Here is a 13788-nt window from a genome sequence, read left to right on the forward strand (position 1 = left end):
GAGACATGAACCGTAGAACACTTCTTCTGGGTGGGGCCTCACTGGCCGCTATCGGCGCAATCGCATTTACCACTGGCGGCGAGGGCGGCAATCTTCTGGTCGGCATGGCCAATGCCCAGGACGCCGATCCCAGCGCAATCCAGGACATGGTAATGGGCGATGCCGATGCCCCGATCGAAATGATCGAATACGCATCCTTTACCTGCCCGCATTGCGCGAACTTTCACGCGACGGTCTGGCCCCAGCTCAAGGCCGATTACATTGACACCGGCAAGGTGCGGTTCATCTACCGCGAGGTCTATTTCGACCGTCCCGGCCTGTGGGCATCCATGATGGCGCGGTGCGGCGGTGAAATGCGGTTCTTTGGCGTGACCGCAGAATTCTACGACAAACAGCGCATGTGGACCGCGTCGGGCGATCCCGCCACGATTGCGGCGGATCTGCGCACCGTTGCAAAAACCGCAGGCCTGACCGATGAAATGCTCGACGCCTGCATGCAGGACGCAGAGAACGCGCAGAACCTCGTGGCATGGTACGAACAGAACGCCGCGGCCGACAACGTCCGGTCCACACCGTCGTTCATCATCGACGGCGAGGCCTACAGCAACATGTCGTATGACGACATGAAAGCGATCCTCGACGCCAAGCTGGAAGGCTGATGCAACCCCTGGCCGGGCTGAAGGTCATCGAGCTGGCCCGCATCCTCGCCGGACCGTGGTGCGGCCAGACGCTGGCCGATCTGGGTGCCACAGTCATCAAGGTCGAATCCCCCGACGGCGACGATACGCGCCGTTGGGGACCGCCCTTTGTTGATCGCGCCGGCGACCGGTCTGCTGCCTATTTCCACGGCACGAACCGTGGCAAGGCATCGGTCGTCGTGGATTTCCGCACGCCGGAGGGTCAGGCACAGGTGCGCCGCCTGCTGGCCGACGCAGATATCGTCATTGAAAATTTCCGGGTCGGCGGACTGGCGAAATACGGGCTGGACTACGCCAGCCTGCGCGATGATTTCCCCGCGCTGATCTATTGTTCCATCACGGGTTTCGGACAAACCGGCCCCTATGCCTCCCGCGCGGGGTACGATTACATCATTCAAGGCATGTCCGGACTGATGAGCGTGACAGGCCCACCCGACGGCCAGCCGAATCGGGTGGGAGTCGCCGTCGTGGACCTGTTTTCCGGCATGTATGCCAGCACGGCGATCCTCGCGGCTGTCCACCAGCGGCACAGTACCGGGCGTGGGCAGCATCTGGACGTGGCCCTGCTGGACGTTGCGGTGTCCACCATGGCCAATCAGGCGATGAATTACCTGACCACCGGCACGCCACCGGAACGCACGGGCAATCACCACCCCAATCTTGCCCCCTATCAGGTCTACGACTGCGCCGACGGGCATATCGTCATCGCGACCGGCAACGACAGCCAGTTCGCACGGCTGTGCGCGCTGCTCGACCTGCCGGCATTGTCCAAGGACTCGCGCTTTGCCAGCAATGCCGACCGTTTGGCACACCTCGACGCGCTGAACGCGGCGCTGACGGCGGCAACACGGATGGTCTCCAAGGCCGATCTTTTGGCGCGGTGCGAATCCCACGGCGTGCCTGCCGGACCGATCAACGACATGGCAGAGGTGTTCGCGGACCCACAGGTGGTCGCGCGGGGACTCCGGATCGACCGTGATGGCGTTCCGGGCGTCCGCATGCCCGTCCTGTTTTCCGACGCAACGGCGGTATCGGACAGTGCGTCCCCAATGCTGGGTCAGGATCAATCGCTGCTGGACTAAAGGCCCAGCGCCGCCAACGACCGATCCAACGGACCCCAGTCATCCACCTGCAACCGCACCGGCAACGTCAGGACCTGCGACCGGAACGCAGGGGGCAGGCGCACCGCGTCTTTTTCGGTGGTCACCAGTTGCGCCGTGCGCAGCCTTGCCTCTGACGCAAGACGGGTCATCAGCGCCTCGGTCAGGGGCTGGTGATCGTCCAGCGGTTCGGCACGGACAACATCGGCCCCCATGGCGCGCAGCGTGGCAAAGAATTTCTCGGGATGGCCGATCCCGGCAAAGGCCAGCAGGCGCAGGCTGGTCCATGGCATCCCCGTCACCAGCGGCACCAGTTCGCCGCGCAACTGCGGCACATGCCATTGCGCGGCAAAACGGATTTGCGCCGCGGCATCACCGATGGCGAGCAGCAGGTCCGCACGGGCCAGGCCTGCGTCCACCGGTTCCCGCAATGGCCCTGACGGCATCACCCGACCGTTGCCAAATCCGCGCGCGGCATCCACGACGACGATGGACAGGTCCTTGACCACTGCCGGGTTCTGAAATCCGTCATCCAGCAGAATGACGCCCGCGCCCGCGTCGACGGCGGCGCGCACCCCGGCAGCCCTGTCCTTGGCGACCCACGTGGGCGCAAAGGCAGACAGCAGCAGCGGCTCATCACCGACCTGCGCCGCATCATGGGTGCGTTCGACGACCTGCACCGGGCCCTCCAACGTGCCCCCATAGCCGCGGGACACGATATGCGGGACATGTCCGGCGGCATGCAGGCGACTGGCCAGCGCCATGGCCGTCGGTGTCTTGCCGGTGCCGCCGACATTGATGTTGCCGATGCAAATCACCGGGACCGGCGCACGATAGCCCCTTTGCGCGACACGTCGCGCCGTTCCCAGCGCATAAAGACCTGCAAGAGGTGCCAGTATCCGCGCCTGCCAGCCAGGATGATCCGGCGGATTTGACCAGAAACCGGGCGGGCGCATCAGGCGGCCACCCCATCGACTGCGTCCCGGATCAGGCCGACGATCAGATCCGCAGCCTCGGCCCCCTGCGATGTCACGTCCCACCCGGCCGCAACAAGGCGCGCAACCCGGTCCGCCGCCAGCAGATCCTCGACAGCCGGGCCAAGTTCGGTCCATTGATCGATCTTGCGTGTGGCCTGCGCGGCATCCAGCCTCGCATATCGCGCGGCGAATGGTTCGGTCATCGGTCCATGGATCAGGCCAGACCCCAGCGTTGCGATTGCAAAGGGGTCCTGCGCATCGGACCGGTCGAACGTCCCCCCGGCAAAGGTGACCGAGGCAAGTCGCAGCCACAGTCCCAGATCGCCGTCACTGTCAGCGATATGCACCTGCGCGGCCTCTTGTGGAATTTGCGCGACAGACGACTGCTCTGTCAGCAATCGCTGGTCGCCAAAAGCCCGGGCAAGTGCAGCACCCGCGCCGGGATCGGCGGCCTCAGCTACCAGCAGCAGGCGGTGCGAACGCCGCGTGGCGTGGCGATGGGCGGCGATCAGGCCCGCGACCATATTCATCGTGACCCGCGTGGCACACCATACAGGGCGGTTGTTCAATGCGTCCGCAATCGATCGGCGGTCCGTTTCGGTATAGGGCAGAACGGATACCGGCTCTTCCAGTCGGATGTCCGTTTTGACCTTTTTCCGGTCGACACCTGCCGCGACAAAGGCCCGTTCAGCGGCCTTGTCGACAGCCAGTACCAACTGTGTCCGCCCCAGAACAGCCCGCGTGCGTCCACGCGTCCAGAATCCCGTCAACGGGGCGATGGATGCCCCATTCATATTGACCATGATCACCGGCAACTGCGCATCCGCTGCGGCCTGCAACGTGCCCAGATCGACGGTTCCGCCCATCCAGATCAAGGCGACAGGCCGGGTCCTGTCGATATGGGCGCGCGCCTCGCGCTTGCCTTGGGGATGCGGGATCGACCCATCCCCCGTCAGAACGAAACGGACCGTATCGCCATCATCGGCCAACCGGCTGCGCAGCGTGTCGGCCATGGTCGCAATCGCCGGCGATCCGCAGCGGCACCAGACGCAGGGCGTCATGCCTAGTGGCCCAGTTCCTCGGTCGAGGATGCAGCCTGCTCCTCGTCCCGCAGGCGGTGAATATGTGCGATGAAATATCTGGTGTGCGCATCGTCGACCGTGCGCTGTGCGGCGGCCTTCCAGGCGTTGTAGGCGCTGTCATAATTCGGGAACATGCCGACGATGTCGATCTTGTCGACATCGACAAACGCGTTCTTGGTCGGGTCAATCAGCTCTCCGCCAAAAACAAGATGCAGGCGTTGGGTCATGGTGTCGTCCTCTTGCAGGGTTTGCGTCAAACTAGGCGGCGCTGGCGGCCTGCACAACCGCCTGCTTGGTCAGGCCAATGCGGCTAGCAGCGCAGGCACGACCGCGCCACCGGCGATGACACCATCCAGCTGACGTTTGGGCGTGTTGAAACGCAGCGGACGACCGCGCCGGTCGGTGACATCACCGCCCGCCTCGGACACGATGACGGCACCCGCGGCAATGTCCCACTCCCATGACGGGCGCAGCGTCAGCATGGCGTCAAACTTGCCCTCTGCGGCCAGTGCCATCCGGTAGGCCAGCGACGACCGGAAACCCCGCGTGAACGGCGGCACGCCGCCCGACCAATGATGCGGCGCAAGGTTTGGTTTCGTGGTCAGCACCTGGGCACGCGCGACGTTCGACTGACCGCTGACCCGGATCGGACGACCGTTGCATGTCGCCCCGTGTCCCAGCGCGGCGGCGAACATCAGGCTGCGGGCAGGCAGATAGACGACACCGGCGATCGGCACGCCATCCTCGACCACGGCAATGGCATGGGCCCAATCCTTGTCACCGCGGATAAAGGCCCGTGTGCCGTCGATCGGGTCAATCACAAACACGCGCTGTGCGGCCAGGCGGTCCTTGTCGTCGGGGGTTTCCTCTGACAGCCAACCGTACTCCGGGCGCGCAGCGCGCAAACGCTCCGACAGCATGCGATTTACCGCAAGGTCGGCTTCAGTCACAGGTCCCTGGTCGCCATCCTTTTCCCAGACCGTCGGGGACCGTCCGTGAAACGACAGCGAAATGTCACCCGCAGCCCGCGCCGCGTCGATCAACAATGGCAGATCAATCGCCGGCAAGCGTCATGCCCTCGACCAAGAGCGACGGCACCACCCGGCTCAGATGGGTGCGCGCGTCGTTTGCCGCGATCATGGTCAACCACATGTCGCGCAGATTGCCTGCAATCGTCAGTTCGTTCACGGGATAGGCGATTTCGCCGTTTTCGACCCAGAACCCGGATGCGCCCCGCGAATAATCGCCGGTGTTGGGATTGATCGTCGACCCGATCATGCTGGTGACCACCAGACCCGTGCCCATTTGTGCGATCAGGTCGTCACGACTGGCCGTGCCTTGCGTCAGCGACAGGTTCGTGACCGCAGGACGCGGCGCAGATGACGTGCCGCGCGCTGCGTTCGCAGTCGACGGCAGCCCCAGTTTGCGCCCAGTGGCCAGGTCAAGCGTCCAGCCGGTCAGCCTGCCGTCATCGACCAGCAATCGCGATTGCGTGGGCAAACCTTCGGCATCGAACAGTTTCGAGGCCGACGTGCGTGCACGGTGCGGGTCCTCGGTCAGGGTCATGCCCTTGGGCAGCACCTGTTCGCCCAGCGCATCGCGCAGGAACGACGCGCCGCGTGCGATGGCGCTGCCGTTGGTGGCCTGCACCAGATGCCCGATCAAAGAGCTGGCGATCCGTTCATCGAACAGCACCGGATATTGCCCCGTTTTGGGACGACGCGCACCGATCCGCGCGACAGTGCGCAGGGCGGCGTTGCGCCCGATATCCTCGGGGTCGCGCATGTCCGTCATGTAGATGCGCGAATCGTAATCGTAATCGCGTTCCATGCCGGTGCCGGTCCCGCTGATCGGAACGCAGGACAACCCGATATCCGACCGGGCATAACCGGCCGCGAATCCGTTGCTCTGGCTCAGGTGCATGCGACGCCGACCGTAGCCTGCACTGGTTTCCGACACCTGCGACACCCCTTCGACACGCAGTGCCGCCGCCTCGGCGCGCAGCGCCATGTCCTGCAGCATCGCAGGGTCTGGTTCCGAGGCCGGATCACACAGGTCCAGCCGGGACATATCGGTGTCCGTTGCCAACTGATCGGGCGCGGCCAGCCCGCAATGGGGATCGATCGGTGCCTCGCGCGCCATGGTGACGGCACGCGCGGCCATTTCCGCAATCGCCTCTGGCCGTGTATCAGAGGATGCGACACTTGCCTGTCGCTGCCCCACGAACACGCGCAAACCGATATCGACACCTTCCGAACGCTCTGCCTTTTCCAGCGCACCGGCCCGCACCGCGATCTCGATCGAGGTGCCGTCCACGGCCAGCGCATCGCTGGCGTCGGCACCCGCCTTGCGGGCCGCATCCAGCATCGCCTGGGTCAGGTCAGAGAGTTCGGTCATGTCAAATGGTCCTTGTCTTGTCGCGCTCGACCTAATTCCCAGCCCTCAATACCGCAAGGCGCGACACAATGGCTCAACGGATGCGCTGACCGTTTGCCGTGATCTGACCGTCGTTCGTGAAGGTGAAAACGGTCTCCAACGTATCGTCACCGGCCGGGGTCGTGAACATGCCCAGCATCATGCGGCCCATCATCGCCTGATCCTGCGGGACGACACCCATGGCGATCAGCGTGTCGATCAACTGGTTTATTCCGGTCAGCGTAATGGTAGCCGATCCTTCGGGGGTTGTCACATCGGACAGTGTCTGTTCCCCGCTCAGGTCGTAGGTGAACGCGCCGACGGCACGGACCAGCGCACCTGCTGCACCCAGACGGATTTCATTCACATCCAGGCTGGCAAGGGTGCGCCCCGCAAGCGGGTTTTCCATCACGTCATCTGCACCTGTATCGTCGCTGTCCGCAGACAGCATCGTGCCGGACAGGTCGATGACCAGATCGGCCGGATCACGCGGAACAGCACCCATTGGGTCAAACAGACCCCAGGTTTCATCGTTCAACGTCACACCGTTCAAACCGAAATTCAGCGCGAATGGCTGGGGTTCATCCGACGGACTGACCGGCATGGTCAGACCCACCTCATAAGATGCAGCCGCGACTTCGACCGGGGTCGGCAGTTCCGTGCCGCGCAGTGCCGTAACCATATCGTCAGCCCGGACGGCATAGCGCAGACTGTCGGCATCAATGCCGAAATCCACGCGGACGGCACCGGTCGTCGCGGTACCGTCAGCCGACATTTCCGCGCCGGAACTGGCAAAGATATAGGCAGCGGAATCGTATCCATAGCCACCAGACACCAGCACGCCCGACAGACCATCCGCGCTGATATCGGACAGGCCGGAACCCGCAGGCAAGGTCAGGTCGGCATCGAGTGCCATCGCATCGATCTTGCCCGACATGGTAAAGGCTTCGCCCGTGTCGTCGGCACCGTCCACCAGCAGATCAACACTTTGCGCGGCAAAATCATAGGTGATGTTCAGATCGGTCCCGATGTTCTGCACGGTGTTGCCGGTCAAACCGTTCAGCGCCACGCGAAAATCCAGATCGACCGGCGCGCCATCAGCGTCGACCATCTGGGTCAGACCGACGACATACTGGTCAGCCGACACGGCATAGTTCATCGCGTCCGGCGTACCGCTGACCAGCGTCTGCGCACCCGATGGCGTAACGTAGAGTTCAATACGTTCGCCCTCATCGGTGCGCACGTTCACCGGAATGTCGTCAGGCAAGCTGACCGAAACCGTGCCATCGCCGTTGTCCTGCAATGTGATCCGATCGACCATGACGGCGCTTGTCGTGTCGGAACCGGAAAAAGTGTAGACCACGTCCGTCGCAATCAACGTGTCCGCCCCCTCTTCCAGATTGCCGACGGTCACCGCCCCGCTGCCGGACCTGTCGATGATCGCCTGCCAGTTGTCCCAGACCTGACGGGGCGTGACATCGGCAAAGGCGGGAAGGCCCGCAAGGCAGAGAGCACTGGCCAGTACGGGCGCAAGATTTTGGGTACGGGTCATCTTGTCATTCCTTTGGTCGCATCCCGGACTCTCTGCCGCGATGGTTTTGAAAACGTTAAAACGATGCTAGTTGTTGCGTCGCACGATCAAAAGGGACTGACGATGAAAAACTTTGACATGACAGGCAAGACTGCGCTTATCACCGGGGCTAGCCGCGGTATCGGCGCAGCAGCGGCGCGCGCCTTTGCCGCTGCTGGTGCAAACGTCGTTCTGGTCGCGCGCAGCCGTGAAAACATTGTCGAAATCGCGGGTGAGATCGGTGAAAAGGCTCTGGCCGTGCCCTGCGATGTGTCCCGCTACTGGGAGGTCGAGCAGGCCGTGGGTGCCGCAATCGAGACCTATGGCGCGATTGACATCATCGTGAACAATGCGGGCGTGATCGACCCGATGGGTGCGCTGTCATCCACAGACCCAGAGGCATGGTCCAAGGCCATCGACATCAACCTCAAGGGAGCGATGCACGGGATACGCGCTGCGATGGGCCCGATGATCGCGCAAGGGTCGGGCACGATCATCACCGTATCCTCGGGTGCAGCGCATAACCCCCTCGAAGGGTGGTCCGCCTACTGCGCCTCCAAGGCGGGGGCCTATATGCTGACGCAGGTGGCCGACCGCGAATCCCGCGGCAAGGGGCTGCGGGTCATGGGTCTGTCGCCCGGCACCGTGGCCACGGACATGCAAAAGGACATCAAGGCGTCAGGCATCGGCCCTGTCAGCCAGCTGGACTGGTCCGACCACATCCCGCCTGAATGGGCAGCACAGGCGCTGGTCTGGATGTGCACGTCAGAGGCCGACAGCCATCTGGGACAGGATGTGTCACTGCGCGACGAAAAGATCCGCCAAATGGTCGGCGTCGCGTGATCCGCACCGCGATCGAGGGCGATCTGACGATCCTCACGCTGGACCGCCCGGACAAGGCAAATGCACTGACTGCCGCCATGCTGGCAGAGCTGTGCCGCGCCGTGCAGGCCGCCCAGGATTCCAAGGCACTGATCCTGACCGGAAACGGGCGCGTGTTCAGTGCAGGGGCCGATCTGGCGGATGTCGGCAGGCTGGCCACGTCGCCCCTGTGGGAAGAATTGTCCACCGCCATTGCCGATCATCCCGGCCTGACTATCGCCGCACTGAACGGCACGCTGGCTGGGGGGGCGATGGGAATGGCACTGGCCTGCGACATGCGCATCGCGGTGCCGGGGGCCAGCTTTTTCTATCCGGTAATGAAAATGGGTGTGCGCCCGCAACCGTCCGATCCCGGTCGCCTGGCGGCCCTGTGCGGTCCGGCACGGGCGAAATCGTTGCTGCTGGGCGCACGGAAATGGACGGCCGAACAGGCCCTGACATACGGTCTGATCGAGGAAATCGCGGATGACCCCGTCGCTGCCGCCCGTGCCATGGCAACGGCAGCGTTGCAGGCCGATGCAGGCCATGTGCGCGATCTGAAATCAATTTTCTAACGATGACAGCCCACCAAACCTAACGCCCGCGTTTGCGCTTTGGCACCTTGGACATGAATTCCGGCGGGCGTTTGGCGACCCATTTTGCGAATTTTTCCAGCCGGGGATGACTGCGCAGCATCTCTGGCGTGTTATAGACGCGGGCGAGTTCAGCCTCTGACAGGGTCGCGTGGATTTCCTTGTGGCAAATGTGATGGACCAGAACGGTCGGCCCACCCTTGCCGCCCTTCAGCTTGGGGATCAGGTGATGCTGGCTTTGCGGCACGCCGGGCGGCACTGGCCGCAGGCACAGCGCACAGGTCGGAAGGGTATCTTGCGGGTCACGCGTCATCATCGCACAAGGTAATCCAACACAAAGGATCGCCAAGCCATGCCACAGACCGCCCTTGTGATCGGCGCTGGACCTGCCGGCCTGATGGCCGCCGACGTGCTGTCCGGTGCCGGGCTGCCGGTCACGATCGTCGACCGGATGCCGTCGGTCGGTCGCAAGTTCCTGATGGCGGGCAAATCTGGCCTGAACCTGACCAAAGCCGAGGATGCCGCGAAATTCGCGGACCGCTACGCCGAAACCTCGCCTGCCTTGCGTGCGGCACTGGCAGTCTTTGGCCCGGATGAGGCGATCCAGTGGGCCAATGATCTGGGCCAACAGGTGTTTACCGGATCGACTGGCCGGGTGTTTCCGGTCGCGATGAAGGCCTCGCCGCTGTTGCGCGCCTGGCTCGCGCGGCTGGATGCGCAGGGTGTGCAGCGCCGCATGCGCTGGCGCTGGACCGCCTTTGACGCAGATGGTTGCCAGTTCGACACGCCCGAAGGACCGCGGCAGGTGGCAGCCGACATCACGATCCTCGCGCTGGGCGGCGCAAGCTGGCAGCGCCTTGGGTCCGATGGGGCCTGGGCCGGGCAGTTTGCGCAGGTGGCCCCATTTCGCGCGTCGAACGGCGGGTTTCGCGTGGATTGGTCGCATCACATGGCCACTGTCATCGGACAGCCGGTCAAGGCGACGGTCCTGCGGGCCGGGGACCTGATGTCGCGCGGGGAATGGGTCCTGACACGCGATGGCATCGAGGGCGGCGGCGTCTATGAGGTCAGCCATGCGCTGATGCAGGGTGCAGCACTGCATGTCGATTTGCTGCCCGATCTGGGTGTGGATGACATCGCGGCCAGACTGAATCGCGTCAAGGGAAAGCCGTCCCGCGCAACACTGCTGCGCAAGGGGATCAAACTGCCCGTCGTCAAACAGGCGCTGTTCAACGAATGTGCAGGCATGACCTACAACAGCCCTGATGCGCTGGCGCAGGCGCTCAAGTCGCTACCGCTGCCCGTGCAGGGTCCAATGCCGATGGATCAGGCCATTTCGACCGCGGGCGGGCTGCGCTGGGACGCGCTGGACGGCTTTGCACTGCGTGACAGGTCCGGCACCTATTGTGCGGGGGAAATGCTGGATTGGGATGCGCCGACAGGCGGCTACCTGATCACCGCCTGCCTCGCGACCGGGCGTGCAGCGGCGATGCAGGCGCTTGCCACGATGCCTGCGGCCAGTCCTGTCGCGGGCGCATGACCGCTTGGCATGATTCGCCCGCTACGGATTTTCAAGATTTCCAACTGCGGCCCCTCCTGTTAGAAGCCCATAAAGCAGGGACGAAGGTGACGCAGATGACGCTGAAATATGCCAGAACAACCAGCTACGCTGCGCTGTTGACAGTACTGGCGGCACCCTTGTCCGCCGAGGGTCCGACCTACACAAGCTTTGGTACGACCGGCCTTTTGGAAATGCCCACCGCCGAAAGCGCGGACAGTGGCGAACTGGCGATCACCAGCAGCTATTCCGATACCGCCGGATATCGCACGACCCTGACCTTTCAGCTGAATGACCGGATTTCAGGTAGCTTTCGGTATGGTGTGTTCGATATCTACGGCAGCCTGCGCGCGGATGGCACCCGCGGCATCGCAACCACCTATGACCGCAGTTTCGACATCCAGTATCGCCTGACGAACGAGGGTCGCTATCTGCCTGCCGTCGCTGTGGGTCTGCGCGATTTCCTTGGCACCGGACGTTACAGTTCCGAATACGTTGTCGGCACCAAATCCATCGGTTCCAACCTCAAGGTGACTGCCGGTCTGGGCTGGGGTCGCATGGGCGAACGCAACGGGGTCAGCAACCCGCTGGGCGGCAGCTTTGAAACCCGCGACGAACCCGATGTCTTTGACGAGGATGCGGGCGTGAACACGGGTGGCCAGCTGTCGGTCGAACAATGGTTTCGCGGCGATATCGCACCTTTTGGCGGGATCGAATATACCGCCACCCCGAACCTGACCTTCAAGGCAGAATATTCATCCATCGCCTATGAACCCGGGCAGGCCCGTCCCGCCGTGCAGGTGTCTTCGCCGCTGAATTTCGGCGTGTCCTATCGTCCCAAACCCGGTGTCGAACTGGGGGCCAGCTATATGTACGGCAACGAACTGGGGGTGCGTGCAACGTTCACGATCAACCCCAACGAACGCCCGACATTCAGCGGGTTGGACAGGGCACCTGCCCCGATCAAGACACGCACCGAGGCGCAGCGCGCCGCGCAATCGTGGAACCGCGGCGCACAACCCGCCATCCGAGAGGCGCTGGCAGGCCTGCTCGAGATCGAGGGTATTGACCTGATCGGTCTGGACATGACGGATCGCACCGCGCGGGTCCGGTTTGAAAACAACCGCTACCGTTCCGAAACGCAGGCCATTGGCCGTGTCGCCCGAATGATGACGCAAGTCATGCCCGACGCGATCGAGACCTTTGTGCTGGAACCCCAGCGCAACGGCCTGCCCATGTCGGCCGTATCGCTGCCGCGCACAGATTTCGAGGATCTGGAAAACACCGTCGGCAGCACCGCAGCAATTTTCGACGAAATCACGATTGCACCCGCAGGCCCCGATGCGCCGCTGGACCTCGCCCCCGTGCCCAGCCCGAAATTCGAGTGGGGCATCGGGCCTTACCTCGATTTTGTCTTGTTCACACCGGGGGAACCGATCAGCCCGGATTTCGGCCTCGCCTTTGACGCCGAATATCAGGCCACGCGCAAACTGTCGTTCGTCGGCCGGACCTCCATTTCCGCCTTGGGTGCGCGTGATCCGCTGGTCGATTTCCGCGATTCCAACGACTACGTGAACGTGCGGACCGATCAGACCTATTTCGGACTGGACGGCGGATTGCAGCTCGACCGGCTGTATGTGTCCTATGCCGACCGCCTCGCGCCAGAGGTCTATGGCCGCCTGACGGCAGGCTACCTGGAAAAGATGTACGGCGGCGTGTCCGGCGAAGTTCTCTATGCGCCGGTTGATCGCCGTTGGGCCCTCGGTGCAGAGCTGAACTATTCCAAGTTGCGCGACCAGGACATGGGGTTCGGATTTGCCCTGTATGAAACGCGGCGCAACGGCGACCGGGTCGAGGTCGGCGACTACGACGTGGTGACAGGCCATCTGTCCGGCTACTATGACATCGGCGAAGGCTATCATGCGCAACTGGACGTGGGCCGCTACCTGGCTGGCGACTATGGCGCGACATTCTCGCTGGACCGCGAGTTCGACAACGGCTGGCGCGTCGGCGGGTTCTTTACCCTGACCGACATGCCCTTCAGCCAGTTCGGCGAAGGCTCGTTTGACAAGGGGATCCGCCTGACAATTCCAGCCGATTACTTTATCGGATCACCGACCCGCCGGACCGTTTCCACGGGATTGCGTTCGCTGACACGCGACGGCGGCGCACGTCTGCGGGTGCCGGGCCGTCTGTACAACAGCCTGCGGGACGGGCAGTTCAACGACCTTGAGGATACCAGCGGGAGGTTCTGGCGATGACGACAGTCTGGCAGGGAATAGCCCTGGGTGCCTGCATCCTTGGGATGACCGCATGTGGTCCACTGAACGAGGGGGATCAGGGTGCCGGTGCAGTGAGACAGGCGCTGAACTACTTGCCTCTCCCCGGGCAAGAGCCCGCGGCAGAGGCCGCACCCTTTGTGGTCACCCGTGCCATGGTGGATCAGTTGCCCGGCGACGTGATGGTTGTCGAGGCCTACGAGGGGACATCGCGCGCACTGATGGTGCCCGCGGCCATCAACCTCAACCGCGTCACCTGGATCAGTGAGGACGAGGCATCCATCACCACAGAGAACGGAATCGTCATCGCCACACGCGGCTTTCCGCGTGATCTGATGGCTGCATCGGTAATCGAATCCCGCCGCGCACTGGCCGCTGGCGGCGGAAATGCAGTCAGAACGCATGAAACACTGTCCGATCTGGACCAGATTTCCACCGAAGTGTTGCAGTGCAGCATCAATTCCGCCGGTCCGGAAACCATCCAGATCGTCGAATTGGATGTGTTTACGCAGCGTTACGAAGAGCAGTGTCAGAACGAAAATCTATCGTTTACAAACACTTACTGGCTGGACGGCAGTGGGCAGATTGTCCGCAGCAGACAGGCCATCAGTCCCGAACTGGGTTTCCTTGTTCTGGATCGTCCCTGAACACGCGC

Annotated in this window: 14 protein-coding genes; 7 read left to right on the forward strand and 7 right to left on the reverse strand. The window is 63.3% G+C overall.

What is annotated here, in order from left to right; all coding sequences use genetic code 11:
* Positions 1–5: 5 nt before the first annotated feature.
* Both LGQ03_RS07465 and LGQ03_RS07470 read left to right on the forward strand, forming a co-directional pair.
* Complete coding sequence (locus LGQ03_RS07465) at positions 6–659, forward strand: DsbA family protein (RefSeq protein WP_056030243.1); 654 nt, start codon at positions 6–8, stop codon at positions 657–659.
* A complete protein-coding gene (locus tag LGQ03_RS07470) occupies positions 659–1780 on the forward strand; it encodes a CaiB/BaiF CoA transferase family protein (protein WP_226747902.1) in 1122 nt (373 codons plus the stop codon). Before LGQ03_RS07465 ends, LGQ03_RS07470 begins: the two co-directional genes overlap by 1 nt.
* Here LGQ03_RS07470 and lpxK read toward each other — a convergent pair.
* From lpxK to LGQ03_RS07500, 6 genes are all read right to left on the reverse strand, one after another.
* A complete protein-coding gene (lpxK, locus tag LGQ03_RS07475; RefSeq protein WP_226747903.1) occupies positions 1777–2754 on the reverse strand; it encodes a tetraacyldisaccharide 4'-kinase in 978 nt (325 codons plus the stop codon). The two genes, LGQ03_RS07470 and lpxK, sit on opposite strands and share 4 nt — an antisense overlap.
* Complete coding sequence (locus tag LGQ03_RS07480; protein ID WP_226747904.1) at positions 2754–3836, reverse strand: hypothetical protein; 1083 nt, start codon at positions 3834–3836, stop codon at positions 2754–2756. The genes lpxK and LGQ03_RS07480 overlap by 1 nt, the downstream gene beginning before the upstream one ends.
* A 2-nt stretch (positions 3837–3838) precedes the next feature.
* A complete protein-coding gene (locus LGQ03_RS07485; RefSeq protein ID WP_056030722.1) occupies positions 3839–4084 on the reverse strand; it encodes a DUF4170 domain-containing protein in 246 nt (81 codons plus the stop codon).
* A gap of 69 nt (positions 4085–4153) precedes the next feature.
* Positions 4154–4924, reverse strand: a complete 771-nt coding sequence (locus tag LGQ03_RS07490; RefSeq protein ID WP_226747905.1) for a 3'(2'),5'-bisphosphate nucleotidase CysQ — start codon at positions 4922–4924, stop codon at positions 4154–4156.
* Positions 4911–6254 (reverse strand): TldD/PmbA family protein, encoded by a 1344-nt coding sequence (locus LGQ03_RS07495; RefSeq protein WP_226747906.1) that lies wholly within the window; start codon positions 6252–6254, stop codon positions 4911–4913. Before LGQ03_RS07495 ends, LGQ03_RS07490 begins: the two co-directional genes overlap by 14 nt.
* A 73-nt stretch (positions 6255–6327) precedes the next feature.
* Positions 6328–7824: a DUF2125 domain-containing protein gene (locus LGQ03_RS07500; RefSeq protein ID WP_226747907.1), complete on the reverse strand. Its 1497-nt coding sequence runs from the start codon at positions 7822–7824 to the stop codon at positions 6328–6330.
* A 102-nt stretch (positions 7825–7926) separates the two neighbouring features.
* Between LGQ03_RS07500 and LGQ03_RS07505 the strand changes: the two genes are divergently transcribed.
* Positions 7927–8685 carry an SDR family oxidoreductase gene (locus tag LGQ03_RS07505; protein WP_226747908.1) on the forward strand — a complete coding sequence of 253 codons (759 nt, stop codon included), beginning with the start codon at positions 7927–7929 and terminating at the stop codon, positions 8683–8685.
* Entirely contained in the window at positions 8682–9278 is a 597-nt protein-coding gene (locus tag LGQ03_RS07510) for an enoyl-CoA hydratase/isomerase family protein (protein ID WP_226747909.1), read from the forward strand. Before LGQ03_RS07505 ends, LGQ03_RS07510 begins: the two co-directional genes overlap by 4 nt.
* Positions 9279–9297: 19 nt before the next feature.
* On the opposite strand, the gene LGQ03_RS07515 is transcribed toward LGQ03_RS07510, so the two are convergent.
* Positions 9298–9609: an HNH endonuclease gene (locus tag LGQ03_RS07515; protein ID WP_090158713.1), complete on the reverse strand. Its 312-nt coding sequence runs from the start codon at positions 9607–9609 to the stop codon at positions 9298–9300.
* Positions 9610–9648: 39 nt separating this feature from the next.
* Between LGQ03_RS07515 and LGQ03_RS07520 the strand changes: the two genes are divergently transcribed.
* The 3 genes from LGQ03_RS07520 (at position 9649) to LGQ03_RS07530 (ending at position 13780) form a co-directional block, all read left to right on the forward strand.
* A complete protein-coding gene (locus LGQ03_RS07520) occupies positions 9649–10836 on the forward strand; it encodes a BaiN/RdsA family NAD(P)/FAD-dependent oxidoreductase (RefSeq protein ID WP_226747910.1) in 1188 nt (395 codons plus the stop codon).
* 95 nt (positions 10837–10931) lie between these two features.
* A complete protein-coding gene (locus tag LGQ03_RS07525) occupies positions 10932–13115 on the forward strand; it encodes a YjbH domain-containing protein (protein WP_226747911.1) in 2184 nt (727 codons plus the stop codon).
* A complete protein-coding gene (locus LGQ03_RS07530) occupies positions 13112–13780 on the forward strand; it encodes a YjbF family lipoprotein (RefSeq protein WP_226747912.1) in 669 nt (222 codons plus the stop codon). The genes LGQ03_RS07525 and LGQ03_RS07530 overlap by 4 nt, the downstream gene beginning before the upstream one ends.
* The last annotated feature ends 8 nt before the right edge of the window (positions 13781–13788 follow it).

Origin of the sequence: Loktanella gaetbuli (assembly GCF_020531945.1) — a bacterium.
GTDB lineage: Bacteria > Pseudomonadota > Alphaproteobacteria > Rhodobacterales > Rhodobacteraceae > Loktanella > Loktanella gaetbuli.